The organism is Cryobacterium algoricola (assembly GCF_004402485.1).
GTDB lineage: Bacteria > Actinomycetota > Actinomycetes > Actinomycetales > Microbacteriaceae > Cryobacterium > Cryobacterium algoricola.
Map to the genome: position 1 here is coordinate 54,151 of NZ_SOFG01000017.1, position 24,838 is coordinate 78,988.

The window sequence follows — 24,838 nt, forward strand, 5'->3', positions numbered from 1 at the left end:
CGATGCGCAATCGATGGGCACGGACAAGCAAACCGCGCCGGCAGGAAATCGAATCAACCTGCTCCTCGCCGAGCGCTCAAGCGGGCATACCCGCCAAGCGTCAGTCGGCGAACGGGTTCAGCCCGGTCGCCTGGACCGAGAGTGCGAACAGGCGCTCGGCGGCGTCCGCGTCGATGGCCCATTCTTTGACCCCACCGGCGATCGCGTCGGTGTGGTCGGGCGAGACGATGCCCTTGATGGAGCAGTCCTCGCAATACACCCCGCCACGTTCGACCAGTTCGGGGGCGGTCGCGGCCCACAGCGCGGTCGCGGCACCCTGGGCGGCGGTCTTGAACAACGGGTTCGGGTCGCCGTTCTCGTCGATCCACTTCCGCCGGAGCAACTCCTCACGCGGCATGTGCCGCTGCAGGTCCGTCATGATGCCACCGGGATTCACGGAAAATGCGTGGATGTCGCGGGCGGCGGAGCGCGCATCGAGCGCAACGGCGAACAGTGCATCGGCCGTCTTGGACTGGCCGTAGGCTACCCACGGGTCGTACGGCGTGTGCTCGAAGTTGATGTCTTCGAACCGCACCGGGGAGAGGTAGTGGGCCGTCGAGGAGTAGGCCACGACGCGGGCACCCGGGCGCAGTTGGCCGGCCACCCCAGCGACGAGAGCGAAATGTCCCAGGTGGTTGATGCCGAACTGAGACTCCCAGCCCTGCGGCGTGCGCGACAGCGGCGAGGCCATCACCCCGGCCGCGTTGATCATGATGTCGATCGGAGTGCCCGCGTTACGCACTGCCGCGGTGAAGGCTGCGACCGAGTCGAGATCGCCGAGATCCATCTGACGGACGGTGACGCCGGGCACCTCCACGAGTGCAGCCGTGGCGGCGTCCGGGCGGCGGGCCGGCACCGTGACGGCGACCCCCGCGGCGGCGAGCGCCTTGACGGTCTCGAGTCCGAGGCCGGAGTAGCCGCCGGTGACGATGGCGGTCATCCCCCCGAGGTCGTGGCCGGCGAGGACTTCGGCGGCGGTGGTGCGGTAGCCGAACTCGGTGGCCAGCGGCTGCTGGCGGGCGGTGATGTCGTGCGTTGCAGTCATACCCGCCATGCTAAGTTCTAGAGTTCACTCTAGGTCAAGGACGGATCTCATGACGGCAGAGGCGACCATCGCCGAACGCACCTACACGATCGGCGAACTTGCCGCCATTTCCGGCCTGAGCGTTCATGCGCTGCGCTGGTACGAGGCGCAAGGCTTGTTCCCCCGGGACATCCCACGCACCCCCGGTGGCCAGCGGATCTTCGGCGACGAGGCCGTGCGCTGGTTGGCGCTGCTGAACCGGCTGCGCGATTCGGCCATGCCCGTGGCTGACATGGCCAGGTACTCTCAACTCGTTCGCGCCGGCGAGGGCAACGAGGCAGACCGGATCGCGTTGATGGAATCGCACGCCCGTTATCTCGATGCCCAGATCGAAGAACTCATCGCCAGCCGCGAGGTCATCCGGGACAAGATCATCTTCTACCGTCGGGCAGTGGCAAGCAGGACATGACTGCCCGTTCGAACCCCGCATTGGCGGATTGTTCTACTAGTATTTAGAACATGTTGTTTCGAGTGGATGCTGCGTCCACGGTCTCGCTGGCGGAGCAGATCGCCGTCCAAGTGCGTCTGGCGGTGCTCAACGATGAACTCAAGGCCGGGGAGCGTCTTCCGCCGGCCCGCGAGTTGGCCGCTGCGTTGAGGGTCAACATGCACACCGTGCTCCGCGCATACGGCGTGCTCCGCGATGAACGAATCATCGAGATGCGTCAGGGCCGTGGAGCCTGGGTCCGCCAGGACGTCGAACCCGGGTTCGTGCGATTGACCGAACTCGCCGGGCAGTTCCTGACCGAAGCACGGAAACTGGGACTGTCACAGCCCGAGATCCGCCGACTGATCGAAGGAGCCTGACCATGACTTCACGCAGTTCCGGACGCGCACGCGCTCGTGACATCCTCGCGGCGGCCACTGTCTGGATCCCCCTCGCCGTCGTGGCCGCGACCTGGCTCGTCTGGCGGGCAGAGCTTCCGGCTGACCTGCCCCGGCAGTGGGGCAATGATGGCGTCAGTTCGACGTGGCCGACGGGGGTCGCGATTGCGCTCTTTTCCGTGGTCTGCCTGGGTTCGGCCGTTCTGGCGACCTTCGCGTTGCGGGAGGGCGCGGCCCCCACTCGCCGCAAGACGTTCCTGTGGAGCGGATTCGCGGCTGGGCTGGCAACCGGGGCGTGGCTGATGACCGCCGGCTCAACGATCACCGCCGGTCCCGGCGCCGAACCGCGGGTCGGTGCGTGGCCACTGCTTCTCATGGCGTTGTTCGGGTACGGCCTCATTCCTTTTCTTCTCGCGCACCGGTGGGTGGCTGCAGAACCCGAAGAGCGTCCGGTCGAGGTCGTGCTAGCTCCGACAGAGACCGGCGCCTGGATCACAACTGTCACGGTTCCGTTGTTCGCGATCGCGAGCCTGGCATCGTTCGCCGCCGCCGCGACGCTGCTCATCGTGACGGGAAGAGACGGCCGATCTGGGGCGGATGCCTTCGGCGGCGTCGTTCTTCTGGTTCTCGGCGTCCTTCTGCTTGGGTTCGCTCGACTTCGGATCAGCGTGGACTGGCGCGGCCTGAAAGTCGTGACCTGGTTCCTGGGCATCACACTGAAGACAATCCCACTCACGGAGATCGAGTCCGTACACACCGACACTCTGGAACCCCTGCAGTGGGGAGGCTGGGGCTACCGATTCATGCCCGGGCGGTCAGCGATCATCCTCCGCACCGGACCAGGGGTCATCGTCACCCTCACCAACGGAAAGCAGTTCGCAGTCTCCCTCAATTCGCCTGAGATACCCGCAGCGCTTCTCTCCACCCTCAGCACATCCACGCGATAGTCCCCGACCCGGTATCGCCACATCCCGGCCCGGCCAAGCTGAACACCGATCACCAGCGGGCCGAGCCATATCGTCAGCCAGTATGCGTCGTCGCGATGACCGTGATCACAACCACCGCGATCGTGAACACGGCGACAATCAGCCAGCCTTGCCACGTGCGCGGACCCCAGCCCCCACCCAGTTTCTTCGGACCAAACCACGGTTCGTGTTCCGCCACTGCGTCCCCCTCGAGTTCGAATATCGCGACTCCTGCTCGGCGCGGTGCAATCTTGTCAGTCATCGCCGAAATGCGCCAGAGCAACACAATAGTTGATGTGGTCAGGCGTTCCATCCTCTATGATCTGCACACGGGGGTGTGCGATGCGCGGAATCGCGGCAACATGCGGGTTAATATCGGTGCTGGTGCTTCTTACGGACTGTTCGAGCGGTGGAGCTGTCGGCACACCAGCCCCAATGCCGCCTGCATCCACGGATTCACCGGCGACCCGACCAAACGTTCCAGGGACGATCCCGACCGGGACCATCGGAACGGGCACTCTGACCTCCGACAACGGCACCACCGGCCGTGTGAGCTTCGGCTTCGACGGAACCGTGCTCACGCTCCACGTCGATGACCTCATCTCGCCGGCAGCCGCGACGGTCGACGCGGTGACCGCGACCCAGCCTCTACCGGCGAACCAGACCTGCGACGACAGCGGCTTCCGCATGGACTTCGGGCAGTTCACGAGCGGAAGCGGCGCCTCCGATTGGGGTGACCTCAGCATTCTCAGCGGAGATCCCAGCGGAATCGACCAGGTCATCCTGGTCACACCCTCCGCCCAACCCGACACGAAGGACCCGGACTGCCGTCAGACCGTCCTCGCGCGCGCCGACATCCGCTGGACCTTCGAACCGGTCCGCGGCTACCTCAACCCCGTGGACTCCGGTGAGACGCCCGGCGCCCGGGGCACGGTCGACGTCATCGACGGCACGCCCGCGGGCTACACCCCCGCAACGAATGAATATCGCGCGGACGTGGCCGCCCGATTCGGAATCACCGTCGACGACCTCACCTACTTGAACGATGCCCAGTTGATGGGTACGGACAAGCAAACCGCGCCGACAGGAAAACGGCTCAACCTGCTCGTCGCAGACCGCTAGGCACCGACTCGTGGAGAGACAATGTCCTCACCGCTCGAACCCAACCCAAACATCGAACGCCTGACAATGGTCCAAGACCCACATGCGAAAGAACCGATCCAACGGCATCCCCCGGGGATCAGCCGCAATAGCGCGCCCTATGCGCTCGGACGGCCGCGGCTCGAGGACATCTCCATCAGGAACGTTGGAGGCTACGACGACCTGACCACATGCGGGGCCGCCGCGGGCGCGAAGTTCAGCCGTGACGCCAACGGACTGAGAACCCTGGACAACTTCATTGATGCATCGCCTCAGCATTCCCGAGACCTCGCAGCCGAGATCGCTATGTTCTACGGCGATGTCCTCACCCACACAATCGCTGGATCCCATTGGATAGTCATCGACGCCTCCCACCCGGAGGTTCGGATCGCACCCGGCATCAGCATTGACGTTGTACGTGTGGCCATGTCGCGATTGGAATCCAATGCGTGGAGCCTGCTCGATCACTACGACCATGCCCGAGCGCTCGCGGCCGGCAGCGACGGCTGACCGTGCCCAGGCCAACTGGGACTTACGTCCCGAGCCCAGATCGTGGCCCATGCATATCAGAGCGGGCTGCTGCCCTTAGCGCCTGAGACCCCGGGTGGGAATTGGAGCGCATCGCCCGTAGCGACATCCTGCTCTGCGCGTGGCTGTCGTCGGGCCGTCTGCTCCGCAGATAGGACGAGAGCCAAGCCAACCATAGCCAGGCACACGACTGCCGCGACTAACACGAGCATCAACATGGTCCGAACCTAGTGCAGCATCCGCGCGAACGCTGCACAGGCCGGTCCAGCTTCTTGAAATGGCGATCGAACTGCTCGGTGGTCTCAACGTGCCACCGCGCGGTCACAGCTCAGTCTCGGCTTTCAGCGCCGCAAGCGGCCGAGAGCGGCTCCCAGCAGCTTCGAAAGCGCCCAGCGACTCGTCCGCAGCGAACGCGTCCTCCAGGTCGGTCAGGTGCTCGCGGAGAGCGGCCCGGACGTAGAAGCTCTTCGAACGCCCCGTGCGCTGCGACAGCTTCTCGAGACGCTCTTCCTCCTCGGGTGTGAGCCGGATCGAGATCGTCATGACGCCACCCTTCCGATGTAAGACATGTTTACACATAGTCTACGTCGAACCATGAATCCGGTCCAGGGCCAACCCGCGCCGACACGTCAGCGCCGTAGTGCGAGCGTCGTCCCGGTGACGGGCGCCCAGGCTCCCGATTGCGTTTCCGCCCGGGTGCGTATGGACGGGCCCCTATGAACTTGACGCCCAGCCTCGTGGTCGACGCGATTGGCTAGTGAGGTTATTCCACATACCCTGGTCGCGGGCAGTCCTGGCGTCTCTCGGATCCAAGGGATGAGGCACCTACCGAGCTACTCGCTGCTGCCGGAGCACGCCACGACGGAGTAGGCGCCGGTGGAGGTTTGCTCAGCAATGACTTCTCCATTTGCCGTGATCTTGCACGAAATCGTCGTTGCCTCAGCTGACGCCGCTGCGGTCAGCGAGAAGGTGCTTGAGGAGAACAATCCGCCATCTTCGAGCGTCATTTCATTGGTGAAGGGGAGAGGCGCGTCAAAGGTCTGTTCCTGACCCGGGCCGCCGCTATTGAACGTCATGTATCTGATGCTCCCGGCCGTGCCAGCATCGCTGGTCACCTCATAAATCACCGTGTTGCCTTTTGATGCCTCCGCTTTGGCGCCCGGGACGTCGACTGCCCCGGCATCGGACTTGGGCGCTGCAATTGAACTACATCCCGTAAGCACGAACGCCGATAGCAGCATGCCGGTGGTGAGCACCAGCGCGGTATTCTTCATTGGTCCCCCTGGTTGTTGTGGATGGAATGCCTGCGACAGTCCAAACACAGGCTGGTCCGAATTCGACGAGAAGTTGCTGCAGCGTTTGGTGCCTCGCGCTCGAAGCCTCGATCGACAAAATCGCGGCTTAGACGTTAGGCAGTATCTCTACTCGCACGTTGTCAATCTCAAGTGCGGCGGACTTTGAGGAGTCGACACTCCATGGTCTGTGAAACTCAAAGGTGACGGCGTGGAGGTCATCTCGGCAGGGGAACTCCGCCTGATGGGGTTCCAAAGTAATGAAAATAACCTGATCGCTGTCACTGACGATTCGCGTTGGAACAGCGACACATGTTGTTGCAAATACTGCGGAAACCAAGAGCACATCCCCGTCGTCGGCCCATTCTGCGTGGTAATTCTCGTCGAGCAGGTCGTCCATTCCCCCGCGGTAGTCGCTCGGTACCCCATCGAACGTACGAATGGCCGCGGACTCTGGGATGGCTGCGCATCCGGTGAGAGCGAGCCCGAACAATGACACAAATGCCGCCAACAGAGCTCTTCGCTTCATGCGCCCAGCTTAGGCGTACGTCTTCCCGGCGAATCGAGAGTGCAACCTGCATATGGAGCCGCCTGTCAGAATCGAACTGACGACCTTCTCATTACGAGTGACCTCGGAGCCCTTGATCCTGCGCGGGCAAAATCTGAAACACCTGATAGATAGGCTATTTAGAGCACAGCTCAATCACCAGAAAACGCCTGATTTGCCCACAGATGTGGGCAAAATGTGGGCAGAGAATGGGGGCTCGGCCACTCCACCATGCCTTCAGTACGCGTCTTTGCGGTGGTCGACGTTCACCGCCAGGACGACCAGAGCATCGTCCAGGATCTGCACGAGCACGCGGTAGTCCCCGACCCGGTATCGCCACACCCCGGAGTGATTCGCCGTCGGCCCCTTGCCGCGTTGGCGTGGATCCTCGAAGCTCTCTATGTCCTCGAGGTACGAGAGGACCCGCCGCTGCACAGCGCGGTCCAGCTTTTTGAATTGGCGATCGAACTGCTCGGTGGTCTCAACGTGCCACCGCGCGGTCACAGCTCAGTCTCGGCTTTCAGCGCCGCAAGCGGCTGAGAGCGGCTCCCAGCAGCTTCGAAAGCGCCCAGCGACTCGTCCGCAGCGAACGCGTCCTCCAGGTCGGTCAGGTGCTCGCGGAGAGCGGCCCGGACGTAGAAGCTCTTCGAACGCCCCGTGCGCTGCGACAGCTTCTCGAGACGCTCTTCTTCCTCGGGCGTGAGCCGGATCGAGATCGTCATGACGCCACCCTTCCGATGTAAGACATGTTTACACGTACTCTACATCGATCCATGAATGCGGTCCAGGGCCAACCCGCGCGGACACGTCAGCGCCATAGTGCGAGTGTCGTCCCAGTGACGGGCGCCCATTGTGCCGATTGCGTTTCCGCCCGGTTGCGCATGGACGGGCCCCTATGAACTTGACGCCGAGCCTAGTGGTCGACGCGATTGGCTAGTGAGGTTACTCCACATACCCTGGTCGCGGGCAGTCCTGGCGTCTCTCGGATCCAAGGGCTGAGGCACCTGCCGAGCTACTCGCTGCTGCCGGAGCACGCCACGACGGAGTAGGCGCCGGTGGAGGTTTGCTCAGCAAGGACTTCTCCATTTGCCGTGATCTTGCACGCAATCGTCGTTGCCTCAGCTGACGCCGCTGCGGTCAGCGAGACGGTGCTTGAGGAGAACGATCCGCCATCTTCAAGCGTCATTTTGTTGGTGAAGGGGAGAGGCGCGTCAAAGGTCTGTTCCTGACCCGGGCTGCCGCTATTGAACGTCATGTATCTGATGCTCCCGGCCGTGCCAGCATCGCTGGTCACCTCATAAGTCACCGTGTTGCTTTTTGCCGGAGACCTAGGGCTGGCACCCAACACGGTGGCGCGTAGTTACCGCGAACTTGAGCGCGACGAGGTCATCCAAACTCGCGGCCGACATGGCTCCTTCGTCGCGAGGCAAGGCAGTGCCAACCAGCGTCTCGCCCAAGAAGCGGCGCAGGCCTACGTTCTGCGACTAGGAGAGCTCGGTATCGGTCCCGAGGAAGGTCTTGCGTACTTTCAGGCCGCGATTGGATCAAGGTAGGACCGCGAGTCCATTCGAAATTGCCGGCCCGTATTCCATGGGTTATGAAACATGGGCAACAATTATGCGATCTGATGCCGAGTTGCTGACCGTGTCGACGCCTAAGACAGTGAGCCGGCTTGCGGAGGGTTCTTCGCCGCTCCCAGAACCGCCTTCAATCGATCGTCGCCTTGGCTGGGCCACATCGCCCCGACCTCGTGAGATTGGACGGTGCGGCAATCCAGTGCCCGCGCTCATCGAACGCGACCGTCGACACGAACCGAGGTCGCTCTGTGCGGAAGATCAATCTGTCCGCCTCCCGATTCACGATCCGTTCGGCATCCGCTGTGCAGTAGTAGGCGACCCTCGATACTCCGTCATGTGTGAGCCGCCTCGAGTGGTTCTGGTAGATCAGTTTGTAGCGCGGCGCGGACTTCGCCGTAAGCTCCACTTCGACGAACTCCACACGGCCGTCGCGCGTGGCGATACCGTCCGCTTGGTGGTCGAGCACGCCGACCGGCCGTCGGTCGCGCTGCCAGGCGTAGCCGAGAGCGAGACACCGGGCCGAGACCGCCGCGACAGCGACCTCATGACGCGTGGTCAGTTATCTGGCAAGCCCGCAATTCATTCACGGAGTCAGCTGGTTTTGCACTGGTGCGATGTAGCGCAGTGAGACCCCAGTCGTAGCTACATAGATGACCAACAGAGGAAAGCAGAGTCCCAGCGCGCTGAGGGCGACGTCTGTCAGCGCTGGCGCAGGTACCGAGGGCCCAAGGAGGAGGGTTGCCGAAATCAACCAGTATGCGATCGGTGCTAGCAGCCACGATCCTCCCCAACATGCTGTCAAGATCCCGAAAACGCGAGATCTGTTTTTCAGCGTCGTGCTCCCCGAGGTTTGAGCTCGATGATTTACCCAGAGAATGACTGCAATGGCCACGACTGATGACACGATTGCGAATGACATCAGCGCCAACAGCCAAATAATCCCAAAGAATGGCTGAATGGAAAACGACACGAGCACAAGTATCAGGGAGACTACGAACGGTGGAATCGTCGCTCTTAGGTATTCGATTCTTTTCGGCTTGACAGGCGTAATAACGCAGCTCCTCGTCTAGGTAACAATGGAAATATTGCTCATGTTTGAAGCGAATATCGCCCATTCGGCGGATGCACCGAGCAAGTAAGCCGGCCGGCCAACGCCCGTAGGGTTGTCGTTGACGATGTAGCCGAAGACCTCCAGAGTGTATGTCGATTCGCCGTCATTCTTGAAGAATCCAAATGAAATATAGGATCCCAAGCCATCAACATGGCCCGAGGCCGCTTCGAATTCGAACGCCCAAGTCGGATATCCCGGCATGTGTCCGGTCGCTTCTTGACCGAACGTGCAGTGAAAACTCCACGGCCCGACCATGAGTGGCAGGTCAGTCCCAACGGTCGGAAAGCGGCTTGGAGCACCCGGCACGGGAAAGTAGCAGCTAAAGCAGCCGTGCATGATCGCGGAGGCGACACCCGGCGTTGTTGTCCCGATTCCATAGTCGTTGACGTACGTCCACGCTGGGTCGGCCAGGATGGGGTAGGTCAAGTGGCCCGTCGTATCTATCCGTTGAACCAACGTATCGCCATCGACTTCGTAGTGGGTCGCCAGATCCTTTCCGATGGCGTCACGAGCCCAGGGTGCCATCACATAGATCTTGCTATCGTCCGTGAGCGTCAGCATCAGGCCGTTTCGCTGAGCGGGCTTCGCTGACACTATCGGGAGTTGGACCTTGAGATCACCCAGATGATCCGCGGAACCTATCGCAAAGATGATTTGAGCGCCGGCAATGGAGGGCTTGGTGTACGTTCCCATTTTCTTGTCCGCGCTTAGGTAAACATCGAAGTCGCCCGTCCTTTTTGCGAATGCCAGACTCGCATCTAAGGACACGACCGTCGATCGACCGAAATCGCTCGATCGAACATCAATCGACGGGCCTTCACCGTCCTGCATGCGAGCGGTCGATGCCTCGGCGGAATCCGCCCTTCGGTCGACTTGAGTATTGGAATCGCTCGGAATAACCTTGCCCGGCGCAATGTCTTCGAGTAAGGCCTGCGGGTTTGCCAGATCCATGTCTTGTGTCTCGCCGTAGGCGCTTACTGGTGCTGATAGCACAACAAGCAAAGCTCCTATGGTCAAGGTGAAGTGCCATTTTGGTCGCCGCAAGATTATCCCCCAATGATCCTATTTGAAGCCCCAAAGCGTCAGTCGAGAGCCTCAGTGCACTCCCGAATAAGAGCTTGTCCCAGGAAAAATCTAGATCAGAGCGATAAATACGTACAGTCGGCTCTTCGGAGGACACTCGTAAGGGGCCAACAAAATTCCACGAGGAGGAATGTTGCTACGACAACGTCGACGCGGAACCCGCGCTCACACCCCAGCAGGTGACTTTGCTGTCAGCTCAACTTCGACGAGCTCCACACGGTCGCCATAGGTTGCGACACCGTCGGCCTGGTGGTCGAGATGGCTGACCGGTCGTCGGTCGCGCTTCCAGGTATAGCCGAGAGCGAGATACCGGGCCGATACCGCCGCGACCGCGACCTCATGCCTCGTGGTCTGCCGGAACAGGTTCGGCGGCTGCTTACCGACAGCCTCGTGCGTCGCCCAGACGAACGACGCACTCTGGAACGTCGGGCGCGCCCGGGCCACGAGTCCAGCCTGAACCATCCGCATCACCCAGTGCTGCGCCTTCCTGGTGCTGATCGGCTCCGCTGAACCCGACATCGCGCCCAGTGCCCACCGGATCGAATTGACCTCCGCCAGACGCACCGTGCCCAGCCAGTCGACCATCGCCAGATCACGCTCTGTCACCTGCACCATGCCGCTCCCCGTCCCTCAGAACTTCAGCCACTCACCTGTTTTTTCTTCTTGTCTTTTCTCATTGTTTTTTCTTTTTCTTTCATTCATATTTCTTTCATCTACCTCTGACTCTTTCCCTGTCCCACCACCTCCCCTTTTACTTCCCAACCCCCCACACAATGCCGTTGGGTGTGGGGGGTTGGGAAGCGAGCGCAGCGAGGGGGTGGCGGTGGGACAGGGAAAGAGTGCCCTCGGGCAGTCGTTTACCTATTCGCTCTCGATGACGGGGTAAACGACCAGGCAGGTGTGTATGCACTCGCCTCGAGGTCCCTCCGGAGAGGACCTCGCGCCAACGATATTCAGTGGCTCTTCGTCGTTCGAGCTTCCCTCGCTCGCCCGGACATCCGGTGTTCCCGGAGGAGTTATCCACAGGGTCGTCTCGCGCGCGCGTACTGCTCCAGTTTTGCTCTTCCTGTTCCTTACTGTTAAAGGGGACGGTGAGCGTCCCCTCGCTGGGTCAGTTTTCGTACCCCTGAAGGGGACGGTGACCGTACCCCTGAGGGGGACGCTGAGCGACCCCCTAGACATCCGCGACCCGATCCCGGAACTCCGAATGCCCTCGACTCGGCGTCGGACGTTCAGGCGATACTTCCAGTGTCACAACCTCTCGCAACCTCCCGACCGACGACGAAATCGAGATGGAGCCATGGGCAGCATCCACACGTACACGACGCAAAGCGGCAAGCGCTATCGGGTCCGATATCGGACCCCGGATCGTCGCCAGACGGACAAGCGCGGCTTCCGGACCAAGCGCGACGCCGAGCAATTCCTCGCCAGCGTCGAGGTCGCCAAGGGCCGCGGCGAGTGGGTCGATCCGACCCTGTCGCGCGTCTCCGTGGGCACCTGGTCCACGACGTGGCTCGCGGCTCGCTCTAACCTCAAGCCGACGACGCGGGGCGCCTACGAGTGGATCCTGGCCCGGTACGTGCTGCCCCAGTGGCGTGCCGTGCCGCTCGTCGCCGTCACACACGTTGACGTTCAGGTCTGGGTCACCGGCCTGAGTGCCACGCTTGCGCCCTCGACCGTGCGGAAGATCCACGTGATCTTCTCCGGGCTGATGAAGTACGCCGTGCAGGACCGCCGCATCCCGCACAACCCGTGTGACAACATCCGCTTGCCGCGGGTGACCGCCGACCCGCGCGGCTACCTCACGCACGAGCAGGTCGCCGAGTTGGCCGAGCTCTGCGGCACCGACGGCACGGTGATCTTCCTGCTCGCCTACACTGGCCTGCGCTGGGGCGAGCTGGCCGCCCTCAAGGTCAAGCGGGTGGACCTCCAGCGCCGGCGCCTCGACGTCGCCGAGGCCGTCACCGAACCCACCGGCGCGATCATCTGGGGCACGCCCAAGAACCACGAGCGCCGCTCGGTGCCGTTCCCGTCGTTCCTCACCGACCTGCTCGCCGCCCAGTGCGCCGGAAAGCGTGCCGACGACCTCGTGTTCACGTCCGCGGCGGGCGGGGTGCTGCGCGGCGGCAACTTCCGAAATCGCCGCTTCGACGCCGCGGTCGCGGTGTTGCGGAAGCGCTATCCGGAGCTGCCGAAGATCACGCCGCACTCGCTGCGGCACACGGCAGCATCGCTCGCGATCTCGGCGGGAGCGACGGTGCTCTCGGTGCAGCGGATGCTCGGCCACGCCTCGGCGGCGATGACGCTCGACGTGTACAGCGACCTGTTCGACGACGATCTGGATGCCGTTGCGACCGCCCTCGACGACAGGGCGCGTCGTACAGATGTGGGCAAAATGTGGGCACGGGCCGGGGAAACGGCGGAATCTGCGATTTCGTCGAGCTCAGAAACAGCCTAGGACCAGGGATTTATTTGGAGCCGCCTGTCAGAATCGAACTGACGACCTTCTCATTACGAGTGAGATGCTCTACCAACTGAGCTAAGGCGGCGTGACGCCCGAATGCTTCCTTCCGGAAACGCGCGGTGACACAGCAACAAAGCTTAGCTGGTCCGGAGGGTCAACTCGTACAGTCCGGCGAATGAGGCCCGCACCCGATCGGCGAGCGGCAGGGATTCGTCCCCCTCGGCCCAGCAACGCCAGGCGTGCCGCAGGGCGGCGACCGCGACGAGCGTGAGCAACAGGGCGCGCTGGTGCAGCGCGACGGGATCCGCGGCGAGTACCGGATCGTCGGCCGCGAGGCGCCGACTGATGACCTCGTCGAGGTGTCCCTCGAAGTTGCGGAGAGTGGCCATCCGCATCCCGAACAGGTAGGGGTTCTCCTTCATCACCTGACGCCGCAGGTGATGAACCTCCCGGTCATCCTCCGAATTCTGCAGACTCGTCGTGAGCAGCACCGCGAGGTCGGCGAGGATGTCTCCCGCAGGACTGCCATGTACGAACTCCTCGATCTCGGCCTCGGAGCCGAGGGCGAGATCGTCGCCAGCGAGAGCGGCTTCCTTCGACGGGAAGTAGTTGAAGAAGGTGCGCGGGGACACGTCGGCGATCCGGCTGATGTCTTCGACGGTGACCTTGTCGACCCCGCGCTCGGCCGCGAGTGTGAGCACCGCGAGTTGGATGGCCCGGTGGGTCGCCCGACGTTTCCGCTCACGCAGGCCGGGTTCTTCCGCAACATCCACCATGGTCACATTCTTACACGGTGCGCAAATGTGCACCTCGAGGGCGACGAGCGGATGCCGCGGCGCCGCCCCCGGGCATCAGCACTTCGGGTCCGCGGCCGGCACCGTCCCCTGCAGGAGGTAGGAGTCCACCGCGTTGTTCACACAGGCATTCGACTTGTTGTACGCAGTGTGGCCCTCGCCGGCGTAGGTGACGAGCTGCGCACTGTCGAGCTGCTTCGCCAGGCTCTGCGCCCACACGTACGGGGTCGCCGGGTCATTCGTCGTGCCGACGACGAGGATCGGCGCCGCTCCCGGCGCGTGGATCTCGCCACGGGTGCCGGTGAACTTGTCCGGCCAGTTGGCGCAGCCGGTGTCGCCGTAAGCCATGTACTTGCCGATCACCGGTGCTGCGGCCTCGATGGCGGCGGCGTCGGCGCGCATCACGGCCGGGTCGTCGTTGTAGCTGTAGTCGAGGCAGTTGATCGCGAGGAAGGCCTCCGTCGAGTTGTCCAGATAGCTGCCGTCCGAGTTGCGTCCGTTATACGAGTCGGCGAACTGGAAGGCGAGCTTGGTGTTGCCCTGCATCACGCTCCGGAACATCTCACTGAGGTTCGGCCACGCGGATGCCTGGTACAGCGGGTAGATGATCGCCGTCAGCAGGGTGTTGGCGCCGAGCATCCGGCCGTTGCTCGCGGCGAGCGGGCTCCGATCCACCGAGTCGAGCAGGGCGGAGATCGTGGACATCGCCTGGTCCACGGTGCCCTTGAACGGGCACGTCGACCCGCCGAGGCAATCGGCGAGGTAGGACCGCAGCGCGTTCTCGAAGCCGACGGCCTGCACCCGGGTGACCTCGGCGTTGCTCGTCGAGGGGTCGAGCGCCCCGTCGAGCACGAGCCGGCCGACCTTGTCCGGGAACAGGTTGGCGTAGGTCGCGCCGAGGAAGGTGCCGTAGGAGTAACCCAAGTAGTTGAGCTTCTTGTCGCCAAGCACGGCCCGCAGCATGTCGAGGTCGCGGGCAGCGCTCACGGTGTCGACGTGAGCGAGCAGGGCGCCGGAGTTCGTGGCGCAGGCCGCCCCGAAGTCGGTCGAGGACTTCTCGACCTCCTGGATCCAGGCGTCGGTGCCGCGGGCTGCCGTGGGGATCGAGTAGAGGTAGTCGTCCATCTGCGCCGGGTCGTAGCACTTCACCGCTGACGAGCGCCCGACCCCGCGCGGGTCGAACCCGACGATGTCGAACCCGGCCTGCAACTTCGCATCCGTGGCGTAGTCCAGGGAGGCCTTCACGAAGTCGTACCCGGAGCCGCCGGGCCCGCCGGGGTTCACCAGGAGGGAGCCGACCCGGGTGCCGGTCGCGAGATGCCGCACGAGGGCGAGGTCGACGGTGTCGGTTCCGGGCGCGGTCCAGTCGAGCGGCGCCTTCGCCGTGGTGCACTGCATGCTGTTGCCGCAGTCGGTCCAGGTGAGCACCTGGTTGTAGAACGGGTCGAGGGCGCTGCTGACGGTTTCGCCGGTGGGGGACGACGTCGAGGCGGAGGGCTGCGGCAGGAAGGCCGGCACGCATCCGCTCAACCCCATCGTGACGACGACGGCGGCGGCCAGGATCGCGAAGCGACGGGCGGCCGGGCGGCGCGTCAGTGTGCCATTCGACGCCGGGCGCTGGCGGATGCGTGTGGTCAACGGTTCCTCATTACTGGTCTTGTCGGGCAGGTGTGCTCAGGCTCTCACGAGCGCCACGGGTGGGCGGCGTCATCGTCGTGGTCTTCGTGGTCATCGGCGTCATCGTCGAATGGCGGACACCAGCATGGCCTCGAGGGCCAGTGCGGGTGCCACGTTGGATTCGATTCTCTGCCGGGCGATCGCGATGGCGTCCAGGGTCGCGAGCGTCGTGACGGTGGCGCACGCCGCGGCTGCGGCACGCACTCCGACGAGGAGCTCCCGGTTGATCACTTCATTCTCGCGGCCGAACTGTACCATGATCACATCCCGGTACAGTGAGGTCAGATCGACGAGGATGCGGTCGATCCCGTCGCGCAGGCTCCGGGTGGCGCGCCGTTTCTGGTCGTCCTCCAGCGCCTTGATCTGGCCGCGGAGCGCGGGCGGCACGGACTTGCCCGGCTCGACGCCGAGGGAGCGCAACACGCTCTCCCGTTCGGCGGCGTCCCGCTCGAGGGTGATCGCCTTCGCGTCGTCTCCGGCGATCGCGAGCAGTCGCGCTGCGGCGTTCACCGCATACGACACCCCACGGATGCCGAGCGCGGCCTTCAGGGTTTCCTCGCGCCGTTCACGGGCCTCGGGGTTCGTGGCCAGCCGCCGCGCCATGCCGATGTGGCTCTGCGCCTCGCGGGCGCAGCGCTCGGCGATGGCGGGGTCGACGCCTTCGCGGGCGACGAGGAGCGCGGCGACGTCGGCGACGCTCGGCACGCGCAGCCGCACGGTGCGCACCCGGGACCGGATGGTCGGCAGCAGGTCGGCCTCGCTCGGTGCGCAGAGTATCCAGACGGTGCGTTCCGGAGGCTCTTCGAGGGCCTTGAGCAGCACGTTGGAGGTGCGCTCGACCATGCGGTCGGCGTCTTCGACGACGATCACCCGGTAGCGGCCGACCGAGGGCGAGTACTGCGAGCGTTTCACGGCCTCTTTGACAGACTCCATCTTGATGATGACGCCCTCGGTGGCGAGCACGACGAGGTCGGGGTGGGTGCGGGCCTCCACGAGCCGTTCGGCGGTCGCGTCTTCGGCGGGCGTTCCCGGGCTGAGGAGGGCGGCGGCGAAGGCGAAGGCCAGATTGGACCGTCCCGAACCGGGCGGGCCCGTGATGAGCCAGGCGTGCGTCATGGACGCGGAGGCACTGGACGCCGAGGCACTGGACGCGGAGGCACTGGACGCGGACGTGCCGCTGGTGGTGCCGATGTTGGCGGCAGCGCGGCTGCCGGTGGCGCTCGCGGGGGCGTCAGCCGCGCTCTGCAGCGGCTCAGCGGCGGCGCGGAAGATCGCGATCGCATCCGCCTGGCCGGTCAGGTTGTCCCACACGCTCATTCCCTCAGGGTACCGGTCGCCGCTGACATCCCGCCCCGGGCATCACGCCCGTGCCGAATTCAGGAGTTGGGTCGGCCTAAACCGGTTTTTGCTCCGGTTTGAGCCCGAATCCGGGCTCGACTCCTGAATTCGGAACAGCGCGGGGTCGCGGGGCGGCGAATGGGAGGCGGGGCGGGGTCAGAGGAGGGGTGCGACGCGGGCGCGGATGAGCGCGGCGATATCGTCGACCGGGCGTGCGGCATCCACGACCAGGAAGCGGTCCGGTTCGGCGCGGGCGAGGTCGAGGAAGGCGGCACGCACCCGACGGTGGAAGTAGCCCTTCTCGGCCTCGAGGCGGTCGAAACGTTTGTTGGCCGCGTCGAGCCGGCCGCGCGCGGCGGTCTCATCAAGGTCGAGCAGGATAGTCAGCTCCGGCAGCAGGCCTTCCGCGGCCCAGAGCGACAGGTCGCGGATCTCGGCGGAACCGAGCACCCGCCCGGCGCCCTGGTAGGCGACGGATGAGTCGAGGTAGCGGTCCTGGACCACCACTTCTCCGCGGGCGAGCGCCGGACGCACGGCGGTGGCGATGTGCTGGGCGCGATCGGCCGCGTACAGCAGGGCCTCGGCGCGCGGGGACACCTCGCCGGTGTGGTGCAGCACGATCTCCCGAATTTCGACGCCGACGACGGTGCCGCCGGGCTCCCGGGTGCGCAGGACGGTGCGCCCCTGCTCGCCGAGCCACTCGGCGAGCAGCCGGGCCTGGGTGGACTTGCCGGAACCGTCGCCGCCCTCGAGGGTGATGAAGAGCCCGGTCGGGGTCAGGCCGGTCGGGGCGGCCTCGGTGGAGGCTGCCCCGGTCACGTCTGGTGCGGTCACGACTGGGTGGTCGAACCCGCGGGAGTCTTCGTCGCTGCAGTCCTGGTCGTCGCGGTCTTGGTGGAGGTCCCGGTCTTGGTAACGGCCGGCTTGCGGACCGCGGTCTTGGTGACCGTGGTCTTCGTCGCGGTGGCCTTCGTGGCCGTGGCCTTCGTCGCGGTGGCCTTCTTCACGGCCGGCTTCTTGGCGGCCGCCGATTTCACGGCGGGCTTCTTGGCGGCCGGCTTCTTGGCCGGGGCCTTCTTCGCGGGCGCCTTCTTGACGGCCGGTCCCTTGGCACGCTTGTCGGCGAGGAGCTGCACGGCCCGATCGAAATCGACCTCTTCGACCGTCTCCGCCTTCGGGATCGTCGCGTTCGTGACGCCGTCGGTGACGTAGGCGCCGAAACGGCCGTCCTTGATCTTGATCGCCTTGCCGCTGTCCGGGTCGGGCGTCTCGAATTCCTTCAGGGCGCTCGACGCGCGACGCGCGCCGTACTTGGGCTGGTTGTACAGCTCAACCGCTCCGGGCAGGTCGATCTCGAAGATCTGGTCCTCGCTCGTGAGCGAGCGGGTGTCGACGCCCTTCTTCAGGTACGGGCCGAACTTGCCGTTCTGGGCGGTGATCTCCGTCTGCGTTTCGGGGTCGAGGCCGACGACGCGCGGGAGGTCGAGCAACCGGAGCGCGGTCTCGAGATCGATCGTGGCGAGGTCCATCGACTTGAACAGCGACGCGGTGCGCGGCTTGTCGGCGGGAGCGACCTTCTTCGCGGCCGGCTTGCGCTTGGGCTTCGCTGCGGGAGCTCCGGCATCCACCAGCTGGGTCACCTCACCGGTGAGCGGGTCGATGGTCTCGCCGGCGGACTCGGTCTGGGTTTCGACGAGTTCGACGACGACAGGCTCCGCGGGTGCCGGGTCGAGCTCCGTGACGTACGGGCCGAAGCGACCGTCCTTGGCGACGATGTTCTTGCCGGTCTCCGGGTTGACCCCGATGACGCGGTCGATGACGACGGGCGCGTCGATGAGCTGACGTGCTTTCGCGGGGGTCAGTTCGTCGGGTGCGAGCTCCGGCGGGATGTTCACCCGGCGCGGCGGGGCATCCGCTGCCGCATTCGGGTCGATGACCTCGAGGTAGGGGCCGTACTTGCCGATGCGGAGGGTGATGTCGTCACCGATCGGCATCGAGTTGATCGACCGGGCGTCGATCTCGCCGAGGTTGTCGACGACCTGGCGGAGACCGCGGTGCTTCTCCGAGCCGAAGTAGAAGCTGTTGAGCCAGTCGACGCGGTCGGCCTTGCCGTCGGCGATGCGGTCGAGGTCGTCCTCCATCTCGGCGGTGAAGTCGTATTCGACGAGATCGGTGAAGTACTCCTCGAGCAGGCGCACCACCGAGAAGGCGATCCAGTTCGGCACGAGCGACTGGCCGCGCGGGGTGACATAGCCGCGGTCGGTGATCGTGGAGATGATCGAGGCATACGTCGACGGACGGCCGATGCCGAGCTCTTCGAGCTTCTTGACGAGACTCGCCTCGGTGTACCGGGCGGCCGGGGTGGTCTCGTGGCCCTTGGCCTCGACCTCGAGGAGGGACAGCGACTGGCCCTCTTCGAGCGGCGGCAGCTTGGACTCGGTCGCGTCGGTGGGCGCGTTGCGCTCCTCGTCGCGGGATTCCTCGTAGGCGAGCATGAAGCCGCGGAAGGTGATCACGGTGCCGCTCGCGGAGAACTCGGCGAGCACGCCGGACGCCGCGGGGTGCGGGGAGACTCCGGTCGGGCCTGCCGCGATGGTGACGCTCGCGGTCGAACCGGTCGCGTCGGCCATCTGCGAGGCGACGGTGCGCTTCCAGATCAGGTCGTAGAGACGGAAGTCGTTGCCGCGGATGGTGTTCGCGAGCGAGGAGGGCGTCCGGAACGTGTCGCCGGACGGGCGGATGGCCTCGTGGGCCTCCTGCGCGTTCTTGCTCTTGCCCTTGTAGAGACGCGGCTGGGCCGGCACCGTCTCGGGGCCGTACAGCGAGGACGCCTGGTTGCGGGCGGCATTGATCGCCTGCTGCGAGAGCGACGGCGAGTCGGTACGCATGTAGGTGATGTAGCCGTTCTCGTAGAGCGACTGGGCGACGCTCATGGTCTGCCGGGCGGTGAAGCGCAGCTTGCGGGCGGCTTCCTGCTGCAGGGTCGACGTCGTGAACGGGGCGGCGGGGCTGCGACGATAGGGCTTGGACGCGACCTTGGTCACGGTGATCGCGACGTTCGGGTCCTTGAGCGCGTCGGCGAGGGCGAGGGCGGATGCCTCGTCGAGCGTCGTCGCCGTGACCTTGGGCTTGAGACGGCCGAGATCGTCGAAGTCGCCACCGGAGGCGATGCGCTCGCCGTTGAGGCGCACGAGCTTGGCCTGGAACGCGGCATCGGTGGTCGCCGTCCCGGACGCGAGCTGTGCGGAGAGGTCCCAGTAGCCGGCGGACACGAAGGCGAGGCGTTCGCGTTCGCGGTCGACGACGAGGCGGGTCGCGGCGGACTGCACGCGCCCGGCGGAGAGGCCGGGACCGACCTTGCGCCACAGCACGGGGGAAATTTCGTACCCGTAGATCCGGTCGAGGATGCGCCGGGTCTCCTGCGCGTCGACGAGGGCCGTGTCGAGGTCGCGGGTGTTGTCCTTCGCCTTGAGGATCGCTTCCTTGGTGATCTCGTGAAACACCATGCGCTTCACGGGGACCTTGGGCTGGAGGACCTGCAGGAGGTGCCAGGCGATGGCCTCGCCTTCGCGGTCCTCATCAGTTGCGAGCAGGAGTTCGTCGGCCGTCTTCATCGCCCGCTTGAGTTCGGCGACGGTCTTCTTCTTGGCGTCGGAGACGACGTAGTACGGCTCGAAGCCGTTGTCGACGTCGACGGAGAACTTGCCGAGGGGCCCCTTCTTCAATTCGGGGGGCAGGTTCTTGGGCTCGATCAGGTCTCGAATGTGGCCGACCGAGGACAGGACCTCGTAGCCGTCGCCGAGATACGCGGCGATCGACTTCATTTTTGTCGGCGATTCGACAATGACCAGCTTCTTAGTGCCTGGCACCAGACTCCTCTTTATAGGTATCGGCCCGTTGAAGGGCCAAGGCACACCATACACACAGAAAGACGGTGCCCACCTAATCGGCCACACGTCACACAGGGCTTTGGGACTTGCCAGCCGCGCCTGGGTGAGGACAATGGAGGCATGGGTACAGCAGCTACGGGCACGTACACCGCGAAGCTTACGGACGGCCCCCTCGAAGGCAAGACGATCACCACCGAGTTCCTCGAGACGGGCGATATCCGGCCTCGTCTGGAGATTCCCGCGGAGTCCGGTGGCAAGCGCTACCTCTATACCCGCGGAGCCGGCCTGGAGTTCGACTCCACGGAATTTCCCGAGCGCCCGACGGCCGTCGACTACCGCTATCTCGAGGCCATTTTCGACTGAACCGGGCCCTCCGCCCCGCTCGACCCCGGGCGACGCACCGCCGTCCGCCGAACCCGGTGGACCGGCGCTGGCCTGCGCCCTCAGATTCCAGCCGAGAAAGTGCCGGGTGACCGTGACACTCGCGATCGGACCCTCCGTTGTGCACAGCGCCACGGATGCCCCGTCCAGGGCCGCGATCTCGGCCGCGGCCTGGCAGGGCACCCCGGCCACGAGCCCCGACAGCGTGTCCGCTGCGGCGAGCGCCGCGGCATCCGCCGCCGCCCGCACGGTCTGGCCGACGACAAGCACCGCGAAGAGCGGGAGCACCAAGGCGGTCAGCAGCACGACCGCCCCGAGGACGCCTACGGCGAGCACCGACCCGGAGCCACGATCGCGGTCGCGCGTCACGTGGCGCCGCCGAGGGCGCAGGATGCCGCCGTCACGGTGATGCCGAGCGCGCCGGGCGCACTCAGCCGGGCGCAGACCGCGTCGCCGCGCTGGTCCGCGGTGACGATCGCTCCGCCGACGAGTTGCCGCGCGAGCGCGGTCGCGTGGACCAGCCCGTCGCCCCGGGCGAGGGAACGGGCGGCCTGGGCCGCGGCATCCGCCAGCCGGACCTGTTGACCGCTCACCTGCACCCCGCCGAGGCACAGCAGCAGCACGAGGAGGACGGCTGGAACGACGGCGGCGAACTCGGCCGTGACGCTGCCGCGCTCCCTCGTGGCGCTGCTCCCCTCGGCACGGGAGGTCGCGGCACGGGGGATCGCGGCACGGGAACCGGAACGGCACGCCGCGCGGGCGGCGCCCCTCCGGCTACCCCACCGTGAGGGCATGGCGCACCAGCTCGGTGAGGATGCCGCGCACTTCGTCTCCCCGCAGGATGAGGATGAGCAGCCCCGCGAAGCCGACGGCCGCCATCGTCGCGATCACGTACTCGGCCGTCGCGGCGCCTCCCTCGTCGCGCAGCCGTCTCAGGGCGCGCGACGTGTTCGTCGGCACGGTGCGGGTGCGCACGATGCCGTGCGGCACCGCGCCGGCCGCAGCATCGGCCATGCCGGACACCCGCCTTTTCGGTTTCGGCGGAAGCGCACTCTCTGAAGCGCGCAACTCAGGCACACAGGGGGCAGGCCTGGACCCGGTCTGGCTTTGCGACGTGGTTGTGGTGCTCGGCATCGGTTCTTCTCCTCTCGCGTCCATCGACGCGGTAGTCCGGCGGCACGATCGAGTCCAGATTCGCCCTGCCGGTCCCCGGTACCGGCTCCCGTCCGGGATGCGTGCACAACCCCGCCCGTCCCGGTCCTGTTGAGGACCCGCGCACCCCGCACAGCCCCCGCGAGAGCGCACTTTTGGCCCTTAAACCCGCGGTTTAAGGGCCAAAAGTACGCTCTCGCGGGAGGACGGGGGACGATTCTCGGACCCGATTTGTGGACCCGGTCGACCAATTTCAGAAAGGGGTTACCTTTGGCGAAAGATGAGCGTAGTGTCTTCCCAACGGCACCCACAAGGGTCCGGGGAACGAGGCGCTGATGGCAGACAAATCCCCTAAGAAGAGCACCGGCAAGACTGCCGCAGCGAAGACTCTGAAGGAAAAACGCGCCGACAAGAAAGCTCGTCCGGAGCGCAAGGACTAGAGCAGCTGGACAGATTTACCGTGACTTCGAAAGAGCCGGACCCGAGGGTCCGGCTCTTTTTTCGTGTCCGGATGCCGCCGGCTAGAACTCCGAGAGCGTCGTCGACAGCACCGTCACGAGGAGCGGGACAACGCCGAGCAGCATGAAGGCCGGTAGCACACACACCCCGAGGGGAACCAGCAGGGCGATCCCGAGACTGATCGCCCGCCGCTGGCCCGCCGTTCGGGCGTCGCGGCGCAGCTGCTCGGCTTCACTGCGCAGGAGCTCCGCGGCGGGCACGCCTGCGCGCACGGCGAGGTCCAGCACCCGGTCCGCGGCAGTTCGACCCAAGTCCGCGGCACCCCGAGGGTCCGCGCGGCCGGTGCCTCCGGAGCCAGACCCACGGCCACGCTCCGGGCGCCGGCCATGGTCGGCTGGCAGGTACCGGTCGAGCACCTCGGTCACCAGGGCCCGGGCACGCTCCACCGAACCGCCACCGCTCATCGCGATCGCGGTCAGGTCGAGTTCGAGGCCCGGCGTCGGCGCCCGCACCCGGGCCCGCCGGAGCAGCCGGCGATTCCACCGGCTCCCCGCGAGCATCAGCCCGGTGCCGCTGCCGAGGCACAGCCAGCCCGGCACCGTCAGGAACAGCGTCGCGACGGTGTTGAACCCGAGCACCACGCCGAACAGGATTCCGACGAGCGGCAGGACGGCGACCAGCCGGGCCGTCGCGGCGGGGCCGGCGAGCGCCGTCTCGAGGTCGGCGTGCAGCTGGCCGAGATCGCGCAGGCTGGACGCGAGCCGGCGCAGGCAGGCGGCGAGCGGCGCCCCGGACCGGGTCGCCACCTCCCACGCGGCGGCGACCGCGAGCCAGGCGTCCCCCGGCTGGCCGCCCAGGGCCCGAGCCTCCCCCGCAACGGCCTCCGCAACGCTGTCGCCGCGGCGTGCGGCGAGACCGGCGGCGCGCACGACACGGATGCCCACGGCCGGCGATCCGGCACCTGCTCGGTTCCCGCGCGGCCGCGTCCAACGCGGGCCGGCCGCGCCAGCAAGGTCGGCGTGAGCAGCATCCAGGCCGGCATGAGCGACCTCTGGGCCGGGGCCCTCGTCCAGGTATCCCCAGGCGGTCACCGGCGACACCCCCGCGGAGAGGAGCACGGCCAGACGTTGCACGATGCGGGCCGCGTCCTCGATATCGGCGTCGCCGTGGGCGTGACCGCGAGCCCTGCGGCGAGGCGTCCCGCGTGGGCGGCCCACGGCATCCGCGCGCGCTGCACGACCGGCAGGCGCGACGCTCCCGGCCCGCCCCGCGCTCCCCGTCGGCCTCGCCAGCCCGCCCGCTCCGTTGCGCATCACGGATCAAACCCGACCGGCACGGCCACCGGAACGGCCCCCGGCACCGCCACGAGCAGCCCCCGGGCGTCGAGCTCGAACCGTCCGAGTTGCGCGAGCCGCCGCTCGCCGCCGCGACGCTCGAGGTGCAGCACGAGGCCGATCGCGCTGACCGCCTGCCGGGCGACGGCCGCCTGACTCATCCCGGCGAGCGCCCCGAGGGCCTCGAGCCGGGCGGGCACATCGCCCAGGGAGTTCGCGTGCAGGGTACCGGCCCCGCCGTCGTGCCCGGTGTTGAGCGCGGCGAGCAGCTCCCGCAGTTCGCCGCCGCGGCATTCACCGAGCACCAATCGGTCCGGGCGCATCCGCAGCGCCTCCCGCAGCAACGCGTCGAGGCCGACCCCGCCGGCGCCCTCGAGGTTCGGCTGCCGCGATTCGAGCGCAACGACGTGCGGGTGGTCGATGCGGAGCTCGGCGACGTCCTCGATGACCACGATGCGCTCCCCCGGCGGCGCCTCGCCGAGCAGTGCGGCCAGCAGGGTGGTCTTCCCGCTGCCGGCCGCCCCGGTCACGAGCAGGTTCTCCCTGCCCTGCACCGCGGCGCGCAGGCGCCCGGTGAGCGCGAGGCCCGCCGTCCCTGAGCCGCAGAGCCCGCCGGCGGCGAGCGCGGCCAGTCGCGGCCGGTCCGGCCGCGGCAGCCGGATCGAGAGCAGGGTGCCCGTGCTCGAGACCGGCGGCAGAACGGCGTGCACGCGGATGCCGTCGGCAAGCCGCACGTCGACGCACGGGCTCGCTTCGTCGATGTGCCGGCCGCCGAGTGCGATCAGCCGCACGGCGAGCGCGCGTACCTCGGCCTCGGCACGCCGCCAGCCCGGCTCCTGCACCGGGCCGAGGCCGGCGTCGACCCAGAGGCCGGCCTCGCCGTTGACGAAGAGGTCCGTCACGCCAGCGGATGCCGCGTAGGGCGCGAGCGGGCCCAGCCCGGCCAGGTCCCGCTCGGGCACAGACACAGGCACAGGCACAGGCACAGGCGCACGCTCCCCCGGACCCGTGGCGGCCGGCATCCGTTCACGCCCGAACGACGGGACGGCAATGAACGGTTGCAGCATGCCCTGAAGGTAGGCGGCGATGGGTGCCTGCACGGGGGCCGCAACCACGATTGCGGACAACTCGACCGGCACGACGGCTGTGGAGGAAGGG

26 protein-coding genes, 1 tRNA gene and 1 pseudogene are annotated in these 24,838 nt (G+C 66.2%); 7 read left to right on the plus strand and 21 right to left on the minus strand.

Going from position 1 to position 24,838, the window contains the following annotated elements:
- Positions 1 to 100: 100 nt before the first annotated feature.
- Positions 101 to 1,084, minus strand: coding sequence for an oxidoreductase (locus E3O44_RS13310; RefSeq protein ID WP_174775081.1), 984 nt, complete (start codon positions 1,082 to 1,084; stop codon positions 101 to 103).
- Between the two features lie 49 nt (positions 1,085 to 1,133).
- Here E3O44_RS13310 and E3O44_RS13315 point away from each other — a divergent pair, with 49 nt between their 5' ends.
- The 3 genes from E3O44_RS13315 to E3O44_RS13325 are packed head-to-tail and all read left to right on the plus strand — an operon-like array spanning position 1,134 to position 2,895.
- A complete protein-coding gene (locus E3O44_RS13315; RefSeq protein ID WP_134535265.1) occupies positions 1,134 to 1,532 on the plus strand; it encodes a MerR family transcriptional regulator in 399 nt (132 codons plus the stop codon).
- Between the two features lie 50 nt (positions 1,533 to 1,582).
- Positions 1,583 to 1,930 (plus strand): GntR family transcriptional regulator, encoded by a 348-nt coding sequence (locus E3O44_RS13320; RefSeq protein WP_134535266.1) that lies wholly within the window; start codon positions 1,583 to 1,585, stop codon positions 1,928 to 1,930.
- 2 nt (positions 1,931 to 1,932) lie between these two features.
- Positions 1,933 to 2,895 carry a hypothetical protein gene (locus E3O44_RS13325; RefSeq protein ID WP_134535267.1) on the plus strand — a complete coding sequence of 321 codons (963 nt, stop codon included), beginning with the start codon at positions 1,933 to 1,935 and terminating at the stop codon, positions 2,893 to 2,895.
- 73 nt (positions 2,896 to 2,968) lie between these two features.
- Here the strand turns inward: E3O44_RS13325 and E3O44_RS13330 are convergent, their stop codons facing one another.
- Positions 2,969 to 3,226, minus strand: a complete 258-nt coding sequence (locus tag E3O44_RS13330) for a hypothetical protein (RefSeq protein ID WP_134535268.1) — start codon at positions 3,224 to 3,226, stop codon at positions 2,969 to 2,971.
- Between the two features lie 122 nt (positions 3,227 to 3,348).
- Between E3O44_RS13330 and E3O44_RS13335 the strand changes: the two genes are divergently transcribed.
- A complete protein-coding gene (locus tag E3O44_RS13335; protein ID WP_134535269.1) occupies positions 3,349 to 4,035 on the plus strand; it encodes a hypothetical protein in 687 nt (228 codons plus the stop codon).
- A gap of 21 nt (positions 4,036 to 4,056) precedes the next feature.
- The gene (locus E3O44_RS13340; RefSeq protein WP_134535270.1) at positions 4,057 to 4,563 is read left to right on the plus strand and encodes a DUF6278 family protein; all 507 of its coding nucleotides are present in this window, start codon (positions 4,057 to 4,059) and stop codon (positions 4,561 to 4,563) included.
- A 339-nt stretch (positions 4,564 to 4,902) separates the two neighbouring features.
- Here E3O44_RS13340 and relB (E3O44_RS13345) read toward each other — a convergent pair whose 3' ends face one another.
- The 8 genes from relB (E3O44_RS13345) to E3O44_RS13385 all read right to left on the minus strand — a co-directional run bounded on the left by relB (E3O44_RS13345) (position 4,903) and on the right by E3O44_RS13385 (position 10,806).
- Positions 4,903 to 5,124 carry a type II toxin-antitoxin system RelB family antitoxin gene (gene relB, locus E3O44_RS13345; protein WP_134535271.1) on the minus strand — a complete coding sequence of 74 codons (222 nt, stop codon included), beginning with the start codon at positions 5,122 to 5,124 and terminating at the stop codon, positions 4,903 to 4,905.
- Between the two features lie 290 nt (positions 5,125 to 5,414).
- Positions 5,415 to 5,855, minus strand: coding sequence for an MmpS family transport accessory protein (locus E3O44_RS13350; protein ID WP_134535272.1), 441 nt, complete (start codon positions 5,853 to 5,855; stop codon positions 5,415 to 5,417).
- A 127-nt stretch (positions 5,856 to 5,982) separates the two neighbouring features.
- Positions 5,983 to 6,273: a hypothetical protein gene (locus tag E3O44_RS13355; protein WP_134535273.1), complete on the minus strand. Its 291-nt coding sequence runs from the start codon at positions 6,271 to 6,273 to the stop codon at positions 5,983 to 5,985.
- 384 nt (positions 6,274 to 6,657) lie between these two features.
- Positions 6,658 to 6,924, minus strand: coding sequence for a type II toxin-antitoxin system RelE family toxin (locus E3O44_RS13360; RefSeq protein ID WP_134535274.1), 267 nt, complete (start codon positions 6,922 to 6,924; stop codon positions 6,658 to 6,660).
- Complete coding sequence (gene relB / locus E3O44_RS13365) at positions 6,921 to 7,142, minus strand: type II toxin-antitoxin system RelB family antitoxin (RefSeq protein WP_134535275.1); 222 nt, start codon at positions 7,140 to 7,142, stop codon at positions 6,921 to 6,923. Before relB (E3O44_RS13365) ends, E3O44_RS13360 begins: the two co-directional genes overlap by 4 nt.
- 290 nt (positions 7,143 to 7,432) lie before the next feature.
- On the minus strand, positions 7,433 to 7,768 hold the full coding sequence (locus E3O44_RS13370) for an MmpS family transport accessory protein (RefSeq protein ID WP_134535276.1): 336 nt from the start codon (positions 7,766 to 7,768) through the stop codon (positions 7,433 to 7,435).
- Between the two features lie 1,295 nt (positions 7,769 to 9,063).
- Positions 9,064 to 10,059, minus strand: a complete 996-nt coding sequence (locus tag E3O44_RS13380) for a hypothetical protein (protein WP_134535277.1) — start codon at positions 10,057 to 10,059, stop codon at positions 9,064 to 9,066.
- 297 nt (positions 10,060 to 10,356) lie between these two features.
- Positions 10,357 to 10,806, minus strand: a complete 450-nt coding sequence (locus tag E3O44_RS13385) for a hypothetical protein (RefSeq protein WP_134535278.1) — start codon at positions 10,804 to 10,806, stop codon at positions 10,357 to 10,359.
- Positions 10,807 to 11,491: 685 nt separating this feature from the next.
- Between E3O44_RS13385 and E3O44_RS13390 the strand changes: the two genes are divergently transcribed.
- Positions 11,492 to 12,649, plus strand: coding sequence for a site-specific integrase (locus E3O44_RS13390; RefSeq protein WP_134535279.1), 1,158 nt, complete (start codon positions 11,492 to 11,494; stop codon positions 12,647 to 12,649).
- 15 nt (positions 12,650 to 12,664) lie between these two features.
- Here the strand turns inward: E3O44_RS13390 and E3O44_RS13395 are convergent.
- From E3O44_RS13395 to topA, 6 genes are all read right to left on the minus strand, one after another.
- Positions 12,665 to 12,740: transfer RNA gene (locus E3O44_RS13395), tRNA-Thr, on the minus strand.
- A 52-nt stretch (positions 12,741 to 12,792) separates the two neighbouring features.
- Positions 12,793 to 13,431, minus strand: coding sequence for a TetR/AcrR family transcriptional regulator (locus E3O44_RS13400; protein ID WP_134535280.1), 639 nt, complete (start codon positions 13,429 to 13,431; stop codon positions 12,793 to 12,795).
- Between the two features lie 75 nt (positions 13,432 to 13,506).
- Positions 13,507 to 15,087 carry an alpha/beta hydrolase gene (locus E3O44_RS13405; protein ID WP_241976322.1) on the minus strand — a complete coding sequence of 527 codons (1,581 nt, stop codon included), beginning with the start codon at positions 15,085 to 15,087 and terminating at the stop codon, positions 13,507 to 13,509.
- Positions 15,088 to 15,186: 99 nt separating this feature from the next.
- On the minus strand, positions 15,187 to 16,443 hold the full coding sequence (locus E3O44_RS13410) for a DNA polymerase III subunit delta' (RefSeq protein WP_134535281.1): 1,257 nt from the start codon (positions 16,441 to 16,443) through the stop codon (positions 15,187 to 15,189).
- Positions 16,444 to 16,620: 177 nt separating this feature from the next.
- Positions 16,621 to 17,244: a dTMP kinase gene (gene tmk / locus E3O44_RS13415; RefSeq protein ID WP_134535325.1), complete on the minus strand. Its 624-nt coding sequence runs from the start codon at positions 17,242 to 17,244 to the stop codon at positions 16,621 to 16,623.
- A 50-nt stretch (positions 17,245 to 17,294) separates the two neighbouring features.
- Positions 17,295 to 20,333, minus strand: a complete 3,039-nt coding sequence (topA, locus tag E3O44_RS13420; RefSeq protein WP_134535326.1) for a type I DNA topoisomerase — start codon at positions 20,331 to 20,333, stop codon at positions 17,295 to 17,297.
- 141 nt (positions 20,334 to 20,474) lie between these two features.
- Here topA and E3O44_RS13425 point away from each other — a divergent pair, with 141 nt between their 5' ends.
- Positions 20,475 to 20,717 carry a hypothetical protein gene (locus tag E3O44_RS13425; RefSeq protein WP_134535327.1) on the plus strand — a complete coding sequence of 81 codons (243 nt, stop codon included), beginning with the start codon at positions 20,475 to 20,477 and terminating at the stop codon, positions 20,715 to 20,717.
- Positions 20,718 to 20,834: 117 nt separating this feature from the next.
- Here the strand turns inward: E3O44_RS13425 and E3O44_RS20010 are convergent.
- The 5 genes and pseudogenes from E3O44_RS20010 to E3O44_RS13450 form a co-directional block, all read right to left on the minus strand.
- Positions 20,835 to 21,104: pseudogene (locus E3O44_RS20010) on the minus strand (Rv3654c family TadE-like protein); the annotation flags it as partial.
- The gene (locus E3O44_RS13435) at positions 21,101 to 21,529 is read right to left on the minus strand and encodes a TadE family type IV pilus minor pilin (RefSeq protein WP_134535282.1); all 429 of its coding nucleotides are present in this window, start codon (positions 21,527 to 21,529) and stop codon (positions 21,101 to 21,103) included. The pseudogene E3O44_RS20010 and the gene E3O44_RS13435, both read right to left, overlap by 4 nt.
- Positions 21,510 to 21,749: a DUF4244 domain-containing protein gene (locus E3O44_RS13440; protein WP_134535283.1), complete on the minus strand. Its 240-nt coding sequence runs from the start codon at positions 21,747 to 21,749 to the stop codon at positions 21,510 to 21,512. The genes E3O44_RS13435 and E3O44_RS13440 overlap by 20 nt, the downstream gene beginning before the upstream one ends.
- Before the next feature lie 659 nt (positions 21,750 to 22,408).
- Positions 22,409 to 23,662 (minus strand): pilus assembly protein, encoded by a 1,254-nt coding sequence (locus tag E3O44_RS13445; RefSeq protein ID WP_420897929.1) that lies wholly within the window; start codon positions 23,660 to 23,662, stop codon positions 22,409 to 22,411.
- Complete coding sequence (locus E3O44_RS13450) at positions 23,659 to 24,747, minus strand: TadA family conjugal transfer-associated ATPase (protein WP_420897930.1); 1,089 nt, start codon at positions 24,745 to 24,747, stop codon at positions 23,659 to 23,661. The genes E3O44_RS13445 and E3O44_RS13450 overlap by 4 nt, the downstream gene beginning before the upstream one ends.
- Positions 24,748 to 24,838 lie beyond the last annotated feature (91 nt).

Excerpts from the sequence above, each read along its gene's own strand:
- E3O44_RS13440 (WP_134535283.1), bottom strand. The coding sequence starts at position 21,749 with ATGGCCGATGCTGCGGCCGGCGCGGTGCCGCACGGCATCGTGCGCACC.
- E3O44_RS13450 (WP_420897930.1), bottom strand. The coding sequence starts at position 24,747 with ATGCTGCAACCGTTCATTGCCGTCCCGTCGTTCGGGCGTGAACGGATG.
- E3O44_RS13310 (WP_174775081.1), bottom strand. The coding sequence starts at position 1,084 with ATGACTGCAACGCACGACATCACCGCCCGCCAGCAGCCGCTGGCCACC.
- E3O44_RS13425 (WP_134535327.1), top strand. The coding sequence starts at position 20,475 with ATGGGTACAGCAGCTACGGGCACGTACACCGCGAAGCTTACGGACGGC.
- E3O44_RS13400 (WP_134535280.1), bottom strand. The coding sequence starts at position 13,431 with ATGGTGGATGTTGCGGAAGAACCCGGCCTGCGTGAGCGGAAACGTCGG.
- E3O44_RS13320 (WP_134535266.1), top strand. The coding sequence starts at position 1,583 with ATGTTGTTTCGAGTGGATGCTGCGTCCACGGTCTCGCTGGCGGAGCAG.
- relB (WP_134535271.1), bottom strand. The coding sequence starts at position 5,124 with ATGACGATCTCGATCCGGCTCACACCCGAGGAGGAAGAGCGTCTCGAG.
- E3O44_RS13355 (WP_134535273.1), bottom strand. The coding sequence starts at position 6,273 with ATGGACGACCTGCTCGACGAGAATTACCACGCAGAATGGGCCGACGAC.
- E3O44_RS13350 (WP_134535272.1), bottom strand. The coding sequence starts at position 5,855 with ATGAAGAATACCGCGCTGGTGCTCACCACCGGCATGCTGCTATCGGCG.
- relB (WP_134535275.1), bottom strand. The coding sequence starts at position 7,142 with ATGACGATCTCGATCCGGCTCACGCCCGAGGAAGAAGAGCGTCTCGAG.
- E3O44_RS13380 (WP_134535277.1), bottom strand. The coding sequence starts at position 10,059 with ATGGATCTGGCAAACCCGCAGGCCTTACTCGAAGACATTGCGCCGGGC.
- E3O44_RS13435 (WP_134535282.1), bottom strand. The coding sequence starts at position 21,529 with ATGCCCTCACGGTGGGGTAGCCGGAGGGGCGCCGCCCGCGCGGCGTGC.
- E3O44_RS13390 (WP_134535279.1), top strand. The coding sequence starts at position 11,492 with ATGGGCAGCATCCACACGTACACGACGCAAAGCGGCAAGCGCTATCGG.
- E3O44_RS13330 (WP_134535268.1), bottom strand. The coding sequence starts at position 3,226 with ATGGAACGCCTGACCACATCAACTATTGTGTTGCTCTGGCGCATTTCG.
- E3O44_RS13410 (WP_134535281.1), bottom strand. The coding sequence starts at position 16,443 with ATGAGCGTGTGGGACAACCTGACCGGCCAGGCGGATGCGATCGCGATC.
- E3O44_RS13385 (WP_134535278.1), bottom strand. The coding sequence starts at position 10,806 with ATGGTGCAGGTGACAGAGCGTGATCTGGCGATGGTCGACTGGCTGGGC.
- E3O44_RS13315 (WP_134535265.1), top strand. The coding sequence starts at position 1,134 with ATGACGGCAGAGGCGACCATCGCCGAACGCACCTACACGATCGGCGAA.
- E3O44_RS13340 (WP_134535270.1), top strand. The coding sequence starts at position 4,057 with ATGTCCTCACCGCTCGAACCCAACCCAAACATCGAACGCCTGACAATG.
- E3O44_RS13335 (WP_134535269.1), top strand. The coding sequence starts at position 3,349 with ATGCCGCCTGCATCCACGGATTCACCGGCGACCCGACCAAACGTTCCA.
- E3O44_RS13325 (WP_134535267.1), top strand. The coding sequence starts at position 1,933 with ATGACTTCACGCAGTTCCGGACGCGCACGCGCTCGTGACATCCTCGCG.